Here is a 19,298-nt window from a genome sequence, read left to right on the forward strand (position 1 = left end):
ATTTTTTTAACATTTAGTTAAGTGTTATGCATGCATAATATCACGTTGTTAAAAACGCTAGTTTCGGCAAAATTTTTAACACCATGACCCTTCAAAGACTACTTTTAATTTCATTAGTACTGGTAGGATTCAAGGCGATGGCAGGCAATGATCGCTATCGTCTTATTCTTACCGATGACCCCGCAACCACCGTAATGATCGGTTGGAATCAAACTTCAGGAGACGACCCTGTTGTCTATTATGGAACCACCGATTTTGGAAAGGCCTGGGAGCAGTATCCCAACCAGCAAACCGTAACCCGTAAAGTGTATTACAAGTTTATGAGTAATCACTTTGTAAAGCTCAGCAATTTGCAACCCAATACGGCGTATTATTTTGTGATTCGCGATTCGAAAGACGTGAGCCGTAGATTTTGGTTTAAAACAGCACCGAATACCAAAGAACGCTTGTCTTTTATCGCAGGAGGTGATTCTCGAAATAACAGAGATGTCCGACAATTCGCTAATCGAATGGTAGCTAAGTTAAAGCCTCATGCCGTATTTTTTGGTGGCGATATGACAAATTTAGATACGCTATTCGAGTGGAGAAATTGGTTTAGTGATTGGCAATTGACCATTGCTGAGGACGGCCGTATGTTTCCTATAGTTCCCGCGAGAGGGAATCACGAGCAATCGAACAAGGTAATTTACAACTTGTTTAATACCCCTTCTACAGCTGTTTATTACGCCCTTACTTTTGGCGATCAACTGATTCGTAGCTATACGTTAAATTCTGAAATTACCGCAGGTGGAAATCAACGAAATTGGTTAGAACAAGATTTAAAAGCACATCCAGCAATTGATTGGAAAATGGCGCAATACCACAAGCCAATGCGTCCTCATGTAGCTTCAAAGTCAGAAGGTAATGACGAGTATACCAATTGGTCGTCATTGTTTTATAATTACGGAGTACGCTTAGTTTGCGAAAGTGATTCTCACAGTGTGAAATCGACTTGGCCTATTAAGCCTTGCGCAGGAAACAGCAATTGTAAGGAAGGTTTTGAACGCGATGATAAGAGAGGAACGGTATATGTAGGAGAAGGATGTTGGGGAGCGCCTTTGCGTACCAGTGATGATTCTAAGCCGTGGACCAGAGATACTGGCTCTTTCAATCAGTTTAAGTTAGTATTCGTTGATCAATTTAAAATAGAAGTGCGTACAGTGATAGTAAAAGATCCGTCAGCAATGAAGGCCGTTTCTAATCATAATCCATTTGAATTGCCAGCTGATCTTAGCTTATGGAAACCCAAAAATGGAGAAAAGGTGGTTATTCACAATGAGAAATACGCTGCACAGCGCCCAGAAATAGCCTTTAAAAATCTCGTTAATGATCAGGCTGTGAGTGCTACGAGTCCGACTGAGATTCAAGTTGCCGTAAAAAATCCGGGTATTGGGATTGCCGCCGTCGAATTTAAGGTTGACGGACAAGCCATCGGAGTGGATACTTCTGAACCTTTTGAAACTAGTTACCAGCTGAGCAATGGGCGACATAAAATTGAGGCTACTGCCTACAATAGTGATTATTCAGCCTACGACCGTAAGGAAGTATTTGTAAATGCAGGAAGTTTTGTCCGAACGGTACGTAGCCAAATAGCAACGAGTAAAGACGATGTAGAGGAAGGGATCGATGCCCGTGGTAAATTGTATTATAACAGTTCAGATTTGGAAATGGGATTCGATTACGGATGGACTTTTTTCGGTACTAATCAATACATCGGATTGCGTTTTCAATATGTAGCATTGCCCAAAGGAGCAGTTATCACGCATGCGCACATTCAATTTGTGGCCGAAGATTCACAAAGCAATGGTGTGCATTTAAAAATTGCGGCACACGATGTGTCAAATGCGACGGAATTTAGTGCCCCATATGCGGTATCTGGCCGACCAAGGCTGCCTAAAACAGTCTCTTGGCGCCCCAGCGGTTGGTCTAAAGGAGCGCTTAGTGCTGCTACAAGAACGCCGGAACTTAGCGCTTTGTTGCAGGCACTGGTAAATAAAAAGGACTGGAAGTATGGTAACAGTATGAGTTTTGTGCTTTGGGATGCCGATAATTCTAGAAATCGAAGAAAAGCCTTTAGCTATGACAAAGATCCTTCAAAGGCAGCACAGTTAGTGGTAACCTATAAAATAGGATCAACAGAACGCAGCTTGAAAGCAAAGTTACAGGTTGAACTTGAAAATAATTCATGGGATGCCTTAGTATATCCAAACCCATTTAAAGAAGAGTTACAAGTGCGTTTACAGTCGTCCTTAAATACTCGTTTTTATCTGCAGCTTTTTAATGTGTTGGGAGCAGTGCAGTGGCAGGGCTATGCAGAGAGCCATGCTGGAGTTGTAAAGATTCCTACACAGACACTGGCAAGCGGGTCCTATATCCTCTATATCAAAGAAGAAAAATCTGGAAAAATAATCACTAAAAAAATAACTAAATAACCCTTTTTATCATGTCAAAATTTTTTCAACATGTACTATGTTGTGTATTGCTATGCCTTTTAGCGAACGTGACTAGTGCTCAGGAGCGCACAGTAATTACAAAAATAGGTCGTGGACAGGCACGGAGCATAGAAAACTACTTCGATGCTTCTCTGGCGCCATTTTATCACGGTGTAGCCTCAGGAGATCCCTTGCAGGACGCCGTTATTATTTGGACGAGAGTTACGGCAAATCAGAAAGCCGTTCCAGTAAAATGGTCGGTCTCTTTACAGCCTAATATGAGTCAGGTGATAAGTAGTGGAACAACGATTACGAATGAAGAAGCGGATTATACCGTTAAAATTGATGTTCGTAATTTAGCTGCTAACCAAACTTATTACTATCAGTTTGAAGCCTTGGGTAGAAAATCAATAATCGGAAAGACCAGGACTGCGCCTGCTGGAAATGTGTCGAACGTACGTTTTGGAGTTGTATCTTGTTCAAACTATCAAAATGGGTATTTTAACGCCTATAATGAACTGGCTAAAAGAACCGATATCGATGCCGTGATTCACCTAGGAGATTATATTTATGAATATGAGAGTGGTGGATATGGCTACAGTAAGAGTTTGGGAAGAGGGCATGTGCCAGCCAATGAAATTGTTACGTTAAACGATTATCGAATTCGCTATTCTTATTATCGTTTAGATCCTATGTTGCGTAACTTGCATCAACAGCATCCTTTTATTCTTGTTTGGGATGATCACGAATTTGCCAACGATGCAAACAAGTACGGAGCGGAAAATCACTCACCTTCTAAGGAGGGGAGTTGGGAAGCTCGTAAGAGAAATGCTCACAAGGCCTACTTTGAATGGTTGCCTGTACGTGCCAATTCTATTGAAGAGTACCGATTGTACAGAGATTTTTCATATGGGAATTTAGCTGATTTATTAATGTTAGATACGCGTATTGAGGGGCGTGGAGAGAGTGTTGCCTCGGGAGAACGTTTTCAGTCTATTTCTGAAAAAGACCTAAAGGCAAAGGTAAAAGCCTATATAGAAACACATCCCTTAAATACGAAAGCTGAAATCAAAACAGCCTTGGAGTTTGTAATGCCTTATTTTATTGAAAAATCGATGCTTTCTAAGGAAGAGGAAGAGTTTTTACTAACTAGTTTTACAGAGGTAGCCTTTAATTTTAAGAACGAGGGGGTGCGCAGGCCAGCCAGTGATATCGACACTCAAAAATTAGAAGCACTATTGCAAAAATCAGTGAAAACAAACTTTTTAGCCAAGCGAGTAAATAATAAAGGTACCTATACTTCAATTCTCGGTAAGCCACAATTCGATTGGCTTTTGAATAAATTGTCTCAGTCAAAAGCTACCTGGAAATTATTGGGAAATCAGGTAATGATGATGTATTATAGAGGAGTCCCTACCAAGGATGCTTGGGATGGATATAAAGAAGAAAGAGCGAAAATCCACGAGTTTGTTTTAAACAATAACATCGATAATGTAGTGGTATTGACCGGGGATATTCACAGTACATTTGCAGGAAATATAGAGCATAACGGAAAATGTGTTGCTTCGGAATTTGTTGTACCGAGTGTTACTTCACAAAATGTAGATGTCGTTGGTAGCTGGGCAGCGAAAATTGCGGAGTGGTATACCAAATCGTTGAATCGTCATATGAAAGAAGTCGATTTAGATCCTCATGGATATTATGTGTTAGACGTAAAGGAACAACGCGTACAAGCAGATTGGTACTATATAAATGATATTAAACGCCCTAATTCTGGACAGTATTTCCATAAAGGATTCTATGTAAATAAAGGACGTTGTGGAATCCATCAGGCCAGCACCCCTGCCAGAGCTACGAGTGCATCTAATTACGGAGCAGCACCGGTGGAGGTTACACAAATAAAAGAAGCGCTATCGCAGAATTTTGTGTTTTTAGGCTTGTATCCAAATCCAATGGAATGGGAGGGGAACTTACATTACATAATCCAAAAGCCAACCGATATGAGTGCGGCATTGTACGACTTACATGGTAAAAAGGTTAAATCATTAGTATTGGATAAACATCACGAAGCCGGAATATACAACATTAGTTTCGAGGTAACAGGGCTATCTAAAGGTCATTATCTTATGAAGATTACTGTGGGAACACAGGTAGTAACAAGGCAGATGGTAGTGCGCTAAAGAAATAAATAGCTGAAAAAAAGGTACTTAGTGTTTAGGTATTAGGTGCCTTTTTTTGTGGCTATATCTTTTATTTTTTGGCACGTTTATTGATGTTTTAAGAATAACGGTTTTTTAAATAAAATCGGGAATGAAAAACGTGAAATCAATCATTAAGAAAAGATTTCTTAGTGGGGCATTGAAAGTATAATCTAGCTGTCTGACACATTGCAATTTGCGATGGGTTGGCACTTAAAATTTTAAGAATATGATGAGAGTATCAAAATTGTTTTTAATACCGGTTTGGATGTTATTAATGGTTTCATGTAGCAGTGTGCGAGTAACGACGGATTACGACACTCAGGTAGATTTTGCAAAGTATAGAACCTTTGCTTTTTACAAAACAGGAATTGACAAAGCACCAATTTCAGATTTGGACAAAAAAAGAATCATGAGAGCCGTTGAATCTGAACTGCTAGCCAAAGGAATGCGTAAATCGAGTAACCCAGATGTTTTGGTGAGTTTATTTACCAAATCTAGAGAACGTATCAATGTCAACGACAACCGTTTTGGAGGATTTTGGTACCCTTGGTACTACGGACCGAATCAAATGAATGTCTCGCAATATACAGAAGGAACTTTGTTTATTGATTTGTTGGATGCGAAGAAGAAAGAGCTTGTTTGGCAAGGTGTTGGAACTGGAGCGTTGCGCATGACTGATGTTCGACGCAAGGAGCGAAGAATCAAAGAATTTGTTAAAGAAATAATGGCAAAGTACCCTCCGGGGAGCCGAAACAAATAATGTGTTTTTTATATAAGGGGATGAAAGAGGAGTTTTGAGCAATCAAACTCCTCTTTCTGTGTTAAATAAATCAATAATTTTGAAAAGGAGTAGCCAACCTCCATTCACTAACTCTCGAACACTATCGCCTACCTTATGAAATATAGAAAAATAGTATCGCTATCTTTATGACGCATTACTAAAAGAAACAAAAGTCCAACAGAAGTTTCAGAAAAATAAAGCATCTATAGAGAATATTCTTTAAAGAAATTTTCTCAATGGATAGAATTCCTCAAAGGAAAGGCGTCCAAAAAGGAAGCAGACAAATCAACACACGCAATTGCTCTTGATTCCTCAAATAATCTGTATATACCCCCTATAGATATACCATAGATTAGTTGGCGCTAGATGTTGTTCTGCAGTTTTGTGATACCAAGGAAATCATCCCAATGTTTCCAGTATCCTTCAATCATTTAGGTAGTAATGAATTTTTTTAAACTGTTGCAGATGAAGTTCTCGTTGTTAACGAATCCAATTCCTACTAATTTTTCAAAAAGACAAGTTTCGTACCTATGCTAAGTATCGCAAAGTAAAAGCTAGCTTTTACCCAATTGAAACACGCAAAACCTACATTAAACGACATCGTTTAACAAGAGTATCACGGTAATAACCCTTTTAAAAGACGATGTTTTTGATATGATCACTATTGCGAAAAGTTAGTCTACAAGTAACCTGCAATGGAATATACTATCAAAGACATCCCTACCCAATTTTTCAATGAACCATGTTGTTAAGTCTGAAATTTAGCTCTTGGAGTATTGGCAACCCACAAGCAAAATGTGTAATAAAAGTAGAAAAAGAGGACCTTGAGGGCAAAACCAATTGTTTGAATGCTTGTTATGATGGTATAAGTGGAATAAATATTGAAAAAATTGTAACAAATCGCATAGATGGTCTTCTAATCATAAAACTAGTAAAATCAAACAATTATGAGATTAGTAATTAAGAACTTAACCAAAACCTATAAAAATGGTGTAAAAGCTATTGATAACCTCAGTTTAGAGATAGGGACCGGTATGTTTGGACTTTTAGGGCCTAATGGGGCAGGAAAATCATCTTTAATGAGAACCATTGCAACCCTTCAGTCTCCTGACACAGGAAGCATATCATTTGACGGAATTAACATCCTTGAAAATCAAATAGAGTTCCGTAAAGTTCTTGGGTATTTACCGCAATCATTTGGTGTTTATCCCAAAATGTCTGCTGAAGATTTACTAGATTATTTTGCAACCTTAAAAGGGATTAGCAAGGCTTCAGAACGCGCAGCAATAGTGAAAGAAGTTCTTGAAATTACCAACCTCTATGAGGTGAGAAAGAAATATGTCGCAGGCTATTCAGGAGGAATGAAACAACGTTTTGGAATTGCACAGCTCTTACTAAATAATCCAAAGTTAATAATTGTCGATGAACCGACGGCGGGATTAGATCCGGCGGAACGTCATCGTTTTTTGAACGTTTTACGCGAAGTCGGAACCAACGCAACGGTTATTTTTTCTACTCATATCGTAGAAGATGTAAAAGAACTGTGTAATGAAATGGCCATCTTAAACGGAGGGCGAATTTTACAGCATACGACCCCTGAAAAAGCTCGAGAGGCCCTACGAGGAAAAGTATGGACCAAGCAGATTGAAAGGGAAGCGCTGGAAAGCCATCAAGCGACATTTGATGTACTTTCTTCAAATTATAATCCAGATAATTCATTAAACATACGTGTATATAGCGATTCGGAACCAGATGCGAGTTTTACCAGAGCCGAAGCACAATTAGATGATGTGTATTTCAGAGTGTTGAAATCTGAAGAGCCTATCACTATTTAATTCATCCTTCTAAAAAATCACTTATGTTTAGTACTATTTTAAAATTTGAGTTAAAATATTGGTTGCGAAAACCTGCAACCTACGTTTTTGCGAGCATCTTTTTTCTTTTTGGGCTTTTTATAGCTGCTAGTTCCGCAGGTATATTTGATAGCTTTTCAGTGAGCACAGGAAGTTCAAAATTAGCGAATTCTCCCATAGCCATCAATGGTATGTTTAATACACTGGCTATCTTTTTGTTTTTCTTGTTCCCATCCATAATAGGACTGAGTGTTTACAGGGATTACAAGAGTAATATGCATTCCATTTTTTATTCGTACCCCTTTACAAAACTCAATTATTTATCGGCAAAATTAATCAGTTCCATGCTCGTGGTATTAGGAATTGTCCTGCTCACCGGAATAGGAATGTTTTTAGGGTTTAGATTGCCGGGGACTAACCCGGAGTTAGTCGGAGCTTTTCAGTGGCAGGCCTATGCGCATGCGTATTTCGTGTATATTATACCCAATGTATTGTTGTTCGGTGCCATCGTTTTCGGAGTCGTCACCTTTACCAGAAATATTGCTGCTGGATTTATAACCATCGTTTTGTTAATATTTATTCAATCGGTTGCTGAGAGTTTTTTAAGCAATCCGGACAATCGTTTTTGGACCGCCTTGTTTGATCCATTTGGAGGTGGGGCAGCCAACTATTACACGCGTTATTGGACTTTGGCAGAGCAGAATGAGTTAATGCCTCCAGTAAAAGGCGTGGTGATTTATAACAGATTACTTTGGTTGGGAATCGCAAGTGCGTTCTTAGTCTTGATATATAAGCTATTTTCATTCAGTCAAAATGCTTTTAGTTTCCGATTCGGAAACAAAGAAGGAAAACGTATCATAAAACATAATTTTGGTAATATTACGAGAATTACACTTCCGAAGGTATCCTATGATTTTTCATTTGGGAATGCGTTAAAGATTACGTGGAAACTAGCTAAAATTGATTTGAAATACATTTTAAAGAGTTGGCCATTTATTGCAATTCTTCTTGTGGGACTTATTTCGTTATTGTTGTTTGCCCTTAGTGCTGGGGAACTTTTCGGAACTAAAACCTACCCAACAACCTGGCAAATGCTATTGTTACCAGGATCGGCTTTTACGTTCTTTATAAATTTATTGACTTTTTTATATGCCGGAATGTTGATCAGAAGAGGGGAAATCGCAAAAATGAATCACCTCGTTGATGTAACTCCAGTAAAAGATTGGACCTTGCTACTTTCAAAGTTTTTGGCCTTGGTAAAAATGCAGTTATTACTACTGACAATTATTATCGTAGGTGGGGTGTTGTTCCAAACGTATAAAGGATATTACAATTATGAATTAGGACACTACTTCTACGAAGTATATGTGTTGATGTCAATACATTTTATTATTTGGGCCCTGTTGGCCATGCTGATACAAACGTTAATCAAGAATCAGTACCTAGGCTTATTTGTACTCTTAGTCATTATGATTGGATTACCATTTTTATCCTTGGCAGGTATTGAACAAAGTATTTTTAAATACAATCAGAGTCCTAATTACCAATATTCTGATATGAATGGCTATGGAGCCTCTCTCTCAAAGTACTTTATGTATAAATTGTATTGGGGCCTCGGAGGAATCGTACTGCTTATTAGTGCAAAGTTACTTTGGATGAGAGGCATAACCTTTTCTTTTGGAGAACGCTTGCGTTTGGCTATCAAGCGATTTAAAGGAGGTTGGGCCATTGCGATGATTGGATTTGTCCTATTGTTTTTAGGACTAGGAACTCGTATTTATTACGAGAATAATATCCTGAACAAACGCTATTCTTCAAAAGAATACGAGGAGCTACGAGTGGCGTCTGAGAAGAAGTATAAAAAGTACGAAGGTAGAAAGCAACCACGTATCCAGGCAGTATCGGTGAAGTTAAACCTATTCCCAAAACAACGCGATTTCACTGCAGAAGGTACCTACACCATGGTCAATAAAAGTGATGAGGTTATCGATAGTTTGTTTTTAAACTACAATTCATATCCAAGTACCTTTCATTTTGATAAGGAGGTCGCTTTAGTGTCAAAAGATTCGGTGCATAACTTTGATATCTATCAATTGCAATCCGGTCTAAAACCGGGTGACTCTTTGACGTTGAATTTTACGGTTAAAAATAAGCCTAATACGATATTGAGAAACAATTCACCTGTACGATTTAATGGTACTTTTGTGAATAATTTTCAGTTGTTTCCATCGTTTGGTTACAGTGCTAACGGCGAGTTGACAGACGATAAAACTCGTAAGAAGTTTGGTTTGCCTAAAAACGATTTACGTCCCCATCCATCAGATTCTACCGCGTTGGGAGATACTTATATTTCGAAGGATGCAGATTGGATTGATTTTGAAGCTGTCGTATCCACGTCCGCCGATCAAATAGCCATCGCACCAGGGTACCTTCAAAAAGAATGGGAAGAAAATGGTAGAAAGTATTTCCATTATAAAATGGATAGTAAAATTTTAAATTTTTATGCCTTTAATTCAGCCAAGTACGAAATTGCAAAAGATACTTGGAACGATGTTGCCTTAGAAATTTATTATCAAAAGGGACATGAGTATAACTTAGACAGAATGTTTAAGGGAATAAAAGCTTCGCTGGCGTACAATACTAAATATTTTAGCCCGTACCAACATCGACAAGTACGCATTGTAGAGTTTCCGAGAACTGGAGGGAGTTTTGCCCAATCATTTCCGAATACCATACCGTATTCTGAACAAGTTGGATTCATAGCGGATGTAGATGATTCTGATGAGGGAGGAGTCGATTATCCGTTTGCAATTACAGTGCATGAGTTAGCGCACCAGTGGTGGGCGCATCAGGTAATTGGAGCCGATGTTTTAGGAGCGACCATGTTGTCTGAAAGTTTGTCTGAATACGTTTCATTGAAGGTGCTAGAGCACACTTATGGTAAAAAGAAAATGCGAAAGTTTTTGAAGAAGTCATTAGACGGGTATTTACAGCAACGAACTTTTGAGCGCAAAAGAGAAAAACCATTGATGTATAACGATGGACAGGGATACATACGTTATCAAAAAGGATCTTTAGTGTTTTATGCATTGAGTGATTATATTGGTGAGGACGTTTTAAACAACGCTTTGAAAGCTTATGTTGAGAAGGTGAAGTTCCAAGAAGCACCATATACAACTTCTATAGAAATGGTAGATTATATTAAGAAGGTAGTTCCCGATAGTTTGCAATACACGATCAAAGATATGTTCGAGACCATCACTTTGTATCGTAATAGAGTTACTGACGTTACATCTAAGAAATTAGAAAATGGCAAATATCAAGTCGATATAACGTTTAATGTCAGTAAATATCGCAACAGTGATTTAGGGAAAATTGTGTACGGAGAACAACAGGGTGATACGCTGCGCTATCAATCGGAAAGTATGAAAAAACCAATTTTATCGGTTCCATTGAACGATTATATAGATATTGGAATTTTTGGAGAAAAAGAGGTAGACGGGAAAAAGCAAGAAGTGGCCTTGTATTTGAAGAAACATAAAATAACTAAAATACATAATACACTTCAAATTGTTGTTGATGAAAAACCAATTGAGGTTGGTGTAGATCCTTACAATAAGCTCATCGATACACAATCTGATGACAATAGGAGGAAGTTGTAACCAAGGAGATTTTAAAAAAAAAGAGGTGACTTTACATATGTAAGGTCACCTTTTATTTTGCTATTTGGGTGCTTATAATTGTATCCATTCTTTAAGTTCGTGTAAGTTTTCAAATACGAGATTTACGCTGAAATCCATTGAGTCTATTTCTACTTTTGAGTACTTGTCAGGCATGGTTGCCGTAAATTTTCCTTTGGTAGGGTGTGTAAAGTTGTAGTGGATTGCACTTATTAAATTGTCATATCCCGCGTATTGGAAGGCTAGTTTTTGTAGGGTTAAATCAGTAATCATATCTAAGTCTTTTTTAAGTTGGTAATTTTTTTTGATTCAAAACTCGTACCAAAGTTTGGCAACCGTTGAATTACATTAACAAAGATAGAATACAAGAGCTGTTAAGTTCTGGGGTTTTCGGTGTAACTAATTGATGTGTAGTTGTTTGGTTGGTTTTAGTCGTTGAATGGTATAAAAAAAGCGTACACTAGGTACGCTCTTTTTTTAAAATCCATCCCCGGGGTCTTCAGGGCTTTGTGCTTGCGCTTTTTTTGGATGGAGTAACAGGTAGGTTCCCAAAGCAGTTAATGCTGTGTATTTACCGTAATCTCCTATCTTTTTTAGCGCTTCTTTTCTTGATATATCTGTAGTTGAATGCTTAGAATTCTTCATATGCCGTCCTTTAAATTATTGAATAACTATTTTTCGTTGAACTGTTCCTTCTGCTGTTTCCAGTACTACCATATAAATGGCACTACTCAGCGTAGGTATTGATAATTCACGAACCCCATTTGAAGAAAATGAAGTAGTATTCACTTTTTTACCTAACATGTTGTACATCGTCATCGTAGCCTGATTACTTTGTAATCCAGTGATGGTCAAACTGTTTTTAGAAGACTGATAAATACTAATTTGATGAAGGTCTTTAGTAATCGGTGCTGTAGACAGTGTTTTAGAACTTAGGTGTATATAAAATTGCCCAATTCCTTCATGATCTTTAGTCAATTTGATTTGGGTGGCATTTTCTGATAGTTCAACAAATTCCTTCGTTTCCCTGTTTTCTAGATAGACTTTGGTTCCCTGTGGAAGGTTGGTGCTGCTTATGGATAGGTCAATGAGTTCTCCATTTTTGGCTCTTAATGACACAGGTACAACTTGACGGTTTAGGTTGTCAAGTGGTAATGATTGGATAGCGTAGTCTTTACCAATGTTGTTAGTAACGAGTTGTGTTGCAATCTGAAAGGTGCTTTTTAAACCACCAAAAACAGACCCGTCATAACCGTTGTCAAAACCAGTTGTTACACCGTCTATAAAGAATAGTTGAGTACTGCTCTTTCCTTTAGTTCCCGTGGCAACAAGTGTAAGTTCAGGTCTAGCGTTACGTTGAAAACTATCGGATTGATGACTTTGATTTGCCGTTGTAAAGCTAATATTGGTCGATGCAGCGCCGGCACTTACAAAGAAGGCTTGAGCTGGAGCGATTTCAAATGCAGCGTGAGTACCTGACATTTTCGTTTCATAGCTATTGGTTGCTTGGTTCCACATCCAGATGGTTTGCTCTGAGAGCTGCCCCGCATTATTTCCAGCGAAAAAGGTTCCCAAATTGATAAAAGCAGCAAAGGGATTTCCTACTAGATTGAAATTGTTAGTCGCTTGCGTAATAGGATAGGTAACATTAGTAGACTGTAAACTACCTGAAAAACTCAGCGTCCCTGAAGAAGCTAGTTTAACAGACAATCCTTGACCAGAAGTAATGGTACCAGTAGTACTATTTGTTTTATAATCCCAGGCGGTTCCGTCATTTTTGTAGGGAGCAATACCAATATTGCTTCCTGTACCAGTAGCAAAAGTATTGCGTTGAATTACTGCTTGAAAAGTATCACCACTAACTGGAGGACTCACAAGGTACCAATTGCTGGTGCTTAAACTGCGATTATAGGTGAAATTTCCTGTTACTGTAGCATTCGCTATAACGGTCGCTCCTGATGCAATAACTCCTGCATTGATGGTCGTATTTGCTGAAATCACTGGATAGTTCGTGAGTCCACTAGGTATAGAAACATCAGAAGTGGCTACAGGTACTCCTACGGTCCAGTTACTTGCTGTGGTCCAAGAGTTACTCGTAGCTCCTGTCCATGTAGAACCACTGATTCTTCCGGGTGAACCACCGTTGATTACACTCGCTTGCCAATTGGAGCTCGTTGAGGCGTTGTCCGTTGCCGTGGCTACAATTTCATAGGTTGTACCATTACCGTCTGTTGAACTGACGTGTCCATCGTCATAGGTGACTACGTCTACGGTTACACCACTGCTGTTTTTCAAGGTAATAGTTCCTGAAGTGTTTCCTAATTTATTGGTGCTATTCGTGTCTTTTACCGCTGAGTTCGCAACAGAAAGATTATTAAAATCTGGCGTAAAACTATTGTCGTTATTATAGGTTCCATCACCGTTACTTCCTACGGCAATGGTAAAATAGCTTCCGTTACTGAAGTTGGTGGTCGCAGGAAATGTAAAAGTGTTACCGTTGTATTCTAAAGTCCAATTCGAGATATCGAGCGTACCACCGCTTTCGTTGAATATTTCAATCCATTCATCATCAGTACTCGGACTATTGTACATGAATTCTGAGATGCGTACCTCTGGGAGGTCGTCATCTTCTATCGTTATGGTATGTGTAGAAATGCCGAGATCAGCAGTTCCAGAGGTCACAGCGATGTCGAGGACTACGGTTTCGTTGTCCATGTCTGCATCGTCATTGATATCGATAGAGATGTTTTGGGTACCGTTGGACGTAAAATTAAGTGAGTTGGTATTGAGCGTATAGTCTCCTCCCTCTGCTGTACTCGAACCGTTAACTGTAACACTTACGGTTACATTGGCCGCAAAATTACTTAAGGTTACGGGGATGGTGGTATTGAAATTACTGTCTGTTTCGGTTTCGTTGCTCGTAGCACTATCGAACGTTACCGCAGGATTAGGGGAAGGAGCAGCACCTTGAACTAAAATATCGTCGAGCCAAAGAAACCCTGCTCTAGTAGAGGTATATTTGAAATATACACCGAAAAAATCTTTAAAAGTATAATCGGTGTTGTTTGCTGTTCCTTGACTTACTAAATTGTCAAATCCACCGTCTGCGTCAGCGAAAATTTCCCAATTCCCAGCAGTGCTTCTCGTTACACGAATTCCTCGTAGTTGACTGCTGTTCCAATTGATGGAAGTAGTGATAAGGGCAGTTTCTGCCGCTCCATTGGTGACTTTCCACAAGGTTAGTGCATCAGTTGAACCGCTCAAATTAACACCGATGGCATATCCATCAACTGTTGCTGAGCCTAAATCACTTTCATTGGCAGTTAAATACACCCAAAATTTGTTGGCACTGGAAGGATCCCAGGCTCCATTTTTAATATTAAATTGCCAGGTAACGTCTTGAGCTGCTAAATCAAGGCCAGAGATACTTTGGCTGATGTAACTGTTGCCAGTCGTACTGCTGACATTGTGTTTGAGTGAATTACTTCCGGTGATAGGGGAGTCGGTTGAGCTTATCCAGTGACCTACCGTTCCTTCTGTCCATCCAGTAATATTGCCGTCCTCAAAGGTATCATTGATCTCTTGAGAGTAGGAACACAAACTAGTGAACAAGCCGATAGCCAAAAGATAAATCTTAGTAGCGTAAGTGTGTCTCATATATAATTAATTTAAGTAGATTTCTAAAATAAGGAAAAGATTTGTTTTAGTGGTTTGCAATTCAATACTTTACTTTAAAATAACGTTGGGGGAGAATTTCAAAGAAAAACCCCAAGAAAACTTGGGGCGTATGGGTTAAAATCCATCTCCTGGATCTTCAGGGCTCTGCGCTTGTGCTTTTTTAGGGTTTAAAAGTAAATAGGTTCCTAAGGCAGTTAATGCTGTGTATTTACCGTAATTTCCAATCTTTTTTAAGGCTTCTTTACGGGTAATTTCTTCAGGGGTGTTTTTATCTTTAGTATTCATATAAGTCACAATTTAATTAGTTGATGATAACTTTTCTGGTAGTACTTCCAAGTGCTGTTTGCACTTTCACTAGGTATACTCCTGTGTTTAATGTAGGGAGTGAAACTACTGACTGCCCTTTGGCTTCAAAAGGAATTTGAGCTAGTCGTTTTCCGAGTAATGAGAAAATAGTAGCCTCGGCCTTGCCACTTTTCAATCCTGTAATCATTAAGGAATTCGTATCGGTTTGATAAACACTGATGGCAGCTAGGTCGTTTTGAATGTTATCAAGGTTTAAAACGCCTCTTTTAGCGTGTAAATAGTAGGTTCCGGCACCGTTTAAGTCAGCAGAGAGAACAGTGTTGAAGTCCTTCTCACTAAGGTTGTGATAGTCTCCAGTTTCTCGGTTTTCAAGGTAAACGTTGAGGCCAGTAGGGACGTTCTTGGTGTCGATTGCAAAACTGATTTTTTGGCCGTTTTTAGCCTTTAAGCTAATTGGTACCGCAGTCGTTTCCATACCTGTTACAGGTAACGATTGGATGGCGTAATCTTTTCCATTATCACCTTGAACAAGGCGTGTTGCAAGTTCAAAAGTACTGCTGTTTCCTCCAAAGACAGTTCCGTCGTAACCGTTGTCAAATCCGTTAGTAGTACCTGGGATATAGAATATTTTTGTCGTTTTACTCTTTGAGTCACTGGTAGCCATTAAGTGAATTTCAGGACGAGCAGCGCGTTGAAAGCTCTCCGTTGATTGATGACTTTGGTTACTCGTATTGAATGTTACGTTGGTAGAAGCAGCACCTGCTTTTACGAAAAATCCTTGCCCTGGAGCCACTTGAAAACCAGCGTGAGTTCCCGACATACGAACATCGTAACTGCTTGTAGCTTGGTTCCACATCCAAACAGATTGTTCTGCTAATTGTCCGCCGTTATTGGTGGTAAAAAAGCTTCCTAAGTTCACGAATGAGGTAAATGGATTTCCTACCAAATTTAAATTGTTCGTACTCTGAGTTATTGTTCTTGAAACATTACTCGTAGTAGCGTTCCCTGAGAAACTGATGGTTCCTGCAGAACTTAGTTTAATCGAATACCCTTGTCCGTTGGTCCAATTTCCTGAAGCAGCGTTTGTCAAGTAATTCCAGGCCGTACCGTTGTTGTTATAAGGAGCAAGACCGAGATTACTTCCCGTTCCAGAAGCCAAACTATGCGCACCGATGAAAGTAGCGATATTAACATTTGATAGCGGAGCAGAAATTAAGTACCAATTGTTTGTCCCAAGGCTTCTACTATAGGTGATTGATCCTGTAACTGTTCCCTGAGCAATGAATGTAGCACCACTGGCAATGGTCATTGTATTAAAGGTGATATTAGAGGCCGCAGTAGGATAATTGGTTAATCCGTTAGGTATAGTGATGTTTGCTGTAGCATGAGGTACACTTGACGTATTCCAGTTCGAAGCCGTAGCCCAATCATTATTGGTAGCTCCTGTCCAGGTAAAATCGTTGGTGGTTACGTTAAACGCTGTTCCAGAAGGCGCAAAAGGTGTAGTATTATCAAAATCCCAGTTGGCTGCGTCTGTGATTGCCGCTAATAAATCAGCTTTAGTTCCGTTGTGCAGGGCTGAAGTTTTATAACGGGCATTGTCAACTTCACTGCGAACACCATTGGTATACAAGCCAACGGCATTGGTCGCATTTACTAAACTCGATGGAAGAAAAGTACTTGACGTAGTTGCAGACAGTTGCCATGAGTTATCAGGACTTCCTATGCTACCTGTATTGGCACTGATACCTGTGATTATTTGGTTTACCGTAGGATTTCGAGAGTTTCCTTGATGAATAAATAAATTATCACCTCCCGATCCTAGCCAGTTATTACCGATAGGATTGGTTCCGCCTGAGTGGGTTAAGGTACCGAGGGTACTACCACCAGAGAAACTCAGGGTGTTGGTCGACGCATTGAAAGAGATTTCTTCTCCTGCAGGAATTGCTGAAGTTGCAGTAAACAAAAATTCAGATTCATTGGTGTTGAGAGCAGTTCCATTCCAGGCCTCATCGGTAATATAAAAAGTGGTGTTGATTTCTAGAGGAACGAGACAAACAAAGGAAAAGGAATCATCGTCCATTTGAATACGAGTGAAAGCTAAGTCTCCCGTAGTCAGAGTTGTTTGGGCGAAGGTAAAGGTGATACTTAACAAGGTTAGTAAGTTGAGCCCCCCTTTCTTCAATAATTGTATAGGGTAAAAATGTTTCATAGAGGTTAATTTTTATATGATTGGTGTTTTTAAGTTATGTCTTAAATTCTGGAAAACAATGAGTTGTTTGTTTTTGTTAACATAGGTTAATTTCTTGAAGGAAAAACACCTTGTATACAGATGATAAAATGAATTCCGGTATATGGGTTCCTATTGTCAAAAGCTTGAGAGCCTCCGTTCAAACCTACGGCTACGTTTCCTGTGACAGTAGCAGTTCCGTTGGCTAATTGAGCGTCTGGCGATGCATTGCTATATACTTTGTTTGTTCCAATTATATTTGGAATCGCTAGATAGTTCCCTGTAGGGTCATCTAGGTTAGCATCGTCAGCTACCGCAAACATTGTAGCGATTCCGGCTGTTTGTGTAAAACGAGCTAAGTGGTTGTGAGAGGGTAGGTTTAGTATTGATAAGGTGATGAGTTCTCTTCCTTGCATTTGTCCCCTAGTGACGGTTGCTAATCCTGGAAAAGTCCCGACCCCTTTTGGAAGCCTACTTCTAAAGTCAGGAAGTCCAAAAGTGACACGCCCATCTCCACCATAAGCAGTGCCTAAAATGGAAAACAATGCTTGATTTTGGGATATGGCCATCAGTTGACCGTTGCAAAAGGCCCAACCTCGTGGAGGGAAATTTCCGGCGAACATTTTAACTTCACCAAGAAATCCTTCTTGTTGTGCCTGAGTCGTTTTCATGGAAAGGATAAAAAATCCTGTAAGTAGTAAAAAACTGAATTTTCTTAACATTTTCAAAAGTTTTTATAGTGTTTGGGTTATTAGCTTCTCGATGGGAATAGTCCTACCAGTGCAATAATGTAGTTCGTTGCTAAAAAGGGCTGCATATTGTTTAAGGGTTGACTACCACCAGTATTGAATACAGTAACATTTCCGCCAACTTGAACTTCACCACTGTCGGGTCCTAACTGTGTGTCAGGTGCCGCAGTGCTATAAATTTGATTACCACCGCCAATATTGGGGATTGCCAAAGCATTGTTTGTGGGTTCATCTGAATTAGCATCGTCGTCCACGGCGGGTATAGCTATTGGAAAACTGTAGGGTTTAAAGGTGGCGGTATGCGTATGTGAGGGCAGGTTTAAAACGCTTAATACGTTGTATTCCGTTCCCGTTCGTTGTCCCAATCTTCGTGTCGACAATCCAGGTCCTGTTCCGGGATGTACGGCTACTCGCCCTCGTAAATCTGGAAGGGCAAAAGTAGTTCTTCCGTCACCTCCATACGTGGTTCCTAAAATTGAAAAGAGCGCTGTATTTGAAGCAATGCTGAGTAGTTGGCCATCGCAAAACGCCCAACCTCTAGGGGCGAAATTGCCTCCAAACATCATGATTTGTCCGATAAATGGTTCCATAATAAAATGTAGTTTTTGTGGTTATGAGCGCGAAGGATATTCTCCTTCCAACGCGATGATATAGTTAATGCATAAAATTGGTTGCATATTATTGAATGCTCTACCGCTTCCCGTATTTTCAAGTGTTATAGTATCACTAGGAGCCGTTGCCTCCGGTATGACAGGAGCAAAGGTCTTCATAGCAGATTCAGCTGGGTTAGAACTGTAAATTTGGTTGGTTCCTTCGATGTTAGGAATGGCGAGATAATGGTCAGTAGGCTCATCAGAATTGGCATCATCTTCAACGGCGTTGACTTGTACTTTTCCGTGGAGTAGTTGTGTTGTCATGTGAAAATGGTTAGGCATCGTAAGAGTGTTAAGAGCACTGGTCTCGGTTCCTGATCGATTTCCAGGTCTTCTTGTTGTAAGGCCAGGGCCGGTACCGGAATGTATAGGGGCTCTTCCTCGTAAATCTGGTAAGGCAAAGGTGGTTCTGCCATCTCCACCGTAGGTCGTTCCCAAGAGTGAAAACAAGGCGTCATTTTGAGAAATGGCTAACAGTTGTCCATTGCAATAAGCCCAGCCTCTGGGGGCAAAATTACCCGCGAACAACAGTATTTGTCCTAAGTATTGATCCATAATGTGGTAGGTTTAGTTAGTAGTTACATTTGAAATTTGACTTTCGTGATTAACAAAATTCAATTTCAAATCAAATGTACTTTGAATAGACTACCGTATAGGATTTAGATACCTGAGTGTATAATAATAAGGTGTGACTGT

Annotated in this window: 13 protein-coding genes; 5 read left to right on the forward strand and 8 right to left on the reverse strand. The window is 39.5% G+C overall.

Annotated features, from left to right (window positions below; translation table 11 throughout):
* Positions 1-83 precede the first annotated feature (83 nt).
* From ACKTS5_RS06205 to ACKTS5_RS06225, 5 genes are all read left to right on the forward strand, one after another.
* On the forward strand, positions 84-2,471 hold the full coding sequence (locus ACKTS5_RS06205) for a fibronectin type III domain-containing protein (RefSeq protein WP_408042982.1): 2,388 nt from the start codon (positions 84-86) through the stop codon (positions 2,469-2,471).
* 11 nt (positions 2,472-2,482) lie between these two features.
* Entirely contained in the window at positions 2,483-4,651 is a 2,169-nt protein-coding gene (locus ACKTS5_RS06210; protein ID WP_408042983.1) for an alkaline phosphatase D family protein, read from the forward strand.
* 247 nt (positions 4,652-4,898) lie between these two features.
* On the forward strand, positions 4,899-5,432 hold the full coding sequence (locus tag ACKTS5_RS06215; protein WP_408042984.1) for a DUF4136 domain-containing protein: 534 nt from the start codon (positions 4,899-4,901) through the stop codon (positions 5,430-5,432).
* A gap of 968 nt (positions 5,433-6,400) precedes the next feature.
* Positions 6,401-7,288 (forward strand): ABC transporter ATP-binding protein, encoded by an 888-nt coding sequence (locus tag ACKTS5_RS06220; protein ID WP_408042985.1) that lies wholly within the window; start codon positions 6,401-6,403, stop codon positions 7,286-7,288.
* A 23-nt stretch (positions 7,289-7,311) separates the two neighbouring features.
* A complete protein-coding gene (locus tag ACKTS5_RS06225; protein WP_408042986.1) occupies positions 7,312-10,968 on the forward strand; it encodes an ABC transporter permease/M1 family aminopeptidase in 3,657 nt (1,218 codons plus the stop codon).
* A 72-nt stretch (positions 10,969-11,040) separates the two neighbouring features.
* On the opposite strand, the gene ACKTS5_RS06230 is transcribed toward ACKTS5_RS06225, so the two are convergent.
* The 8 genes from ACKTS5_RS06230 to ACKTS5_RS06265 all read right to left on the reverse strand — a co-directional run bounded on the left by ACKTS5_RS06230 (position 11,041) and on the right by ACKTS5_RS06265 (position 19,157).
* The gene (locus tag ACKTS5_RS06230; protein WP_408042987.1) at positions 11,041-11,259 is read right to left on the reverse strand and encodes a hypothetical protein; all 219 of its coding nucleotides are present in this window, start codon (positions 11,257-11,259) and stop codon (positions 11,041-11,043) included.
* A gap of 204 nt (positions 11,260-11,463) precedes the next feature.
* A complete protein-coding gene (locus tag ACKTS5_RS06235; protein WP_408042988.1) occupies positions 11,464-11,631 on the reverse strand; it encodes a hypothetical protein in 168 nt (55 codons plus the stop codon).
* Between the two features lie 15 nt (positions 11,632-11,646).
* Complete coding sequence (locus ACKTS5_RS06240) at positions 11,647-14,643, reverse strand: lamin tail domain-containing protein (protein ID WP_408042989.1); 2,997 nt, start codon at positions 14,641-14,643, stop codon at positions 11,647-11,649.
* Between the two features lie 135 nt (positions 14,644-14,778).
* Positions 14,779-14,949 carry a hypothetical protein gene (locus ACKTS5_RS06245; protein WP_408042990.1) on the reverse strand — a complete coding sequence of 57 codons (171 nt, stop codon included), beginning with the start codon at positions 14,947-14,949 and terminating at the stop codon, positions 14,779-14,781.
* Between the two features lie 16 nt (positions 14,950-14,965).
* Entirely contained in the window at positions 14,966-17,182 is a 2,217-nt protein-coding gene (locus tag ACKTS5_RS06250; RefSeq protein WP_408042991.1) for a T9SS type A sorting domain-containing protein, read from the reverse strand.
* 86 nt (positions 17,183-17,268) lie between these two features.
* Positions 17,269-17,922, reverse strand: coding sequence for a phage tail protein (locus tag ACKTS5_RS06255; protein ID WP_408042992.1), 654 nt, complete (start codon positions 17,920-17,922; stop codon positions 17,269-17,271).
* 29 nt (positions 17,923-17,951) lie between these two features.
* Positions 17,952-18,539: a phage tail protein gene (locus ACKTS5_RS06260; RefSeq protein ID WP_408042993.1), complete on the reverse strand. Its 588-nt coding sequence runs from the start codon at positions 18,537-18,539 to the stop codon at positions 17,952-17,954.
* A gap of 21 nt (positions 18,540-18,560) precedes the next feature.
* Positions 18,561-19,157 carry a phage tail protein gene (locus ACKTS5_RS06265; RefSeq protein WP_408042994.1) on the reverse strand — a complete coding sequence of 199 codons (597 nt, stop codon included), beginning with the start codon at positions 19,155-19,157 and terminating at the stop codon, positions 18,561-18,563.
* Positions 19,158-19,298: the final 141 nt, after the last annotated feature.

This window comes from Tenacibaculum litopenaei (assembly GCF_964514025.1).
Taxonomy (GTDB): domain Bacteria; phylum Bacteroidota; class Bacteroidia; order Flavobacteriales; family Flavobacteriaceae; genus Polaribacter; species Polaribacter litopenaei.

What these genes read in the sequence shown, in the direction of transcription:
- ACKTS5_RS06255 (WP_408042992.1), bottom strand. Translation starts at nt 17,922, where the DNA reads ATGTTAAGAAAATTCAGTTTTTTACTACTTACAGGATTTTTTATCCTT.
- ACKTS5_RS06210 (WP_408042983.1), top strand. Translation starts at nt 2,483, where the DNA reads ATGTCAAAATTTTTTCAACATGTACTATGTTGTGTATTGCTATGCCTT.
- ACKTS5_RS06265 (WP_408042994.1), bottom strand. Translation starts at nt 19,157, where the DNA reads ATGGATCAATACTTAGGACAAATACTGTTGTTCGCGGGTAATTTTGCC.
- ACKTS5_RS06240 (WP_408042989.1), bottom strand. Translation starts at nt 14,643, where the DNA reads ATGAGACACACTTACGCTACTAAGATTTATCTTTTGGCTATCGGCTTG.
- ACKTS5_RS06220 (WP_408042985.1), top strand. Translation starts at nt 6,401, where the DNA reads ATGAGATTAGTAATTAAGAACTTAACCAAAACCTATAAAAATGGTGTA.
- ACKTS5_RS06250 (WP_408042991.1), bottom strand. Translation starts at nt 17,182, where the DNA reads ATGAAACATTTTTACCCTATACAATTATTGAAGAAAGGGGGGCTCAAC.
- ACKTS5_RS06205 (WP_408042982.1), top strand. Translation starts at nt 84, where the DNA reads ATGACCCTTCAAAGACTACTTTTAATTTCATTAGTACTGGTAGGATTC.
- ACKTS5_RS06230 (WP_408042987.1), bottom strand. Translation starts at nt 11,259, where the DNA reads ATGATTACTGATTTAACCCTACAAAAACTAGCCTTCCAATACGCGGGA.
- ACKTS5_RS06260 (WP_408042993.1), bottom strand. Translation starts at nt 18,539, where the DNA reads ATGGAACCATTTATCGGACAAATCATGATGTTTGGAGGCAATTTCGCC.
- ACKTS5_RS06245 (WP_408042990.1), bottom strand. Translation starts at nt 14,949, where the DNA reads ATGAATACTAAAGATAAAAACACCCCTGAAGAAATTACCCGTAAAGAA.
- ACKTS5_RS06235 (WP_408042988.1), bottom strand. Translation starts at nt 11,631, where the DNA reads ATGAAGAATTCTAAGCATTCAACTACAGATATATCAAGAAAAGAAGCG.
- ACKTS5_RS06225 (WP_408042986.1), top strand. Translation starts at nt 7,312, where the DNA reads ATGTTTAGTACTATTTTAAAATTTGAGTTAAAATATTGGTTGCGAAAA.
- ACKTS5_RS06215 (WP_408042984.1), top strand. Translation starts at nt 4,899, where the DNA reads ATGATGAGAGTATCAAAATTGTTTTTAATACCGGTTTGGATGTTATTA.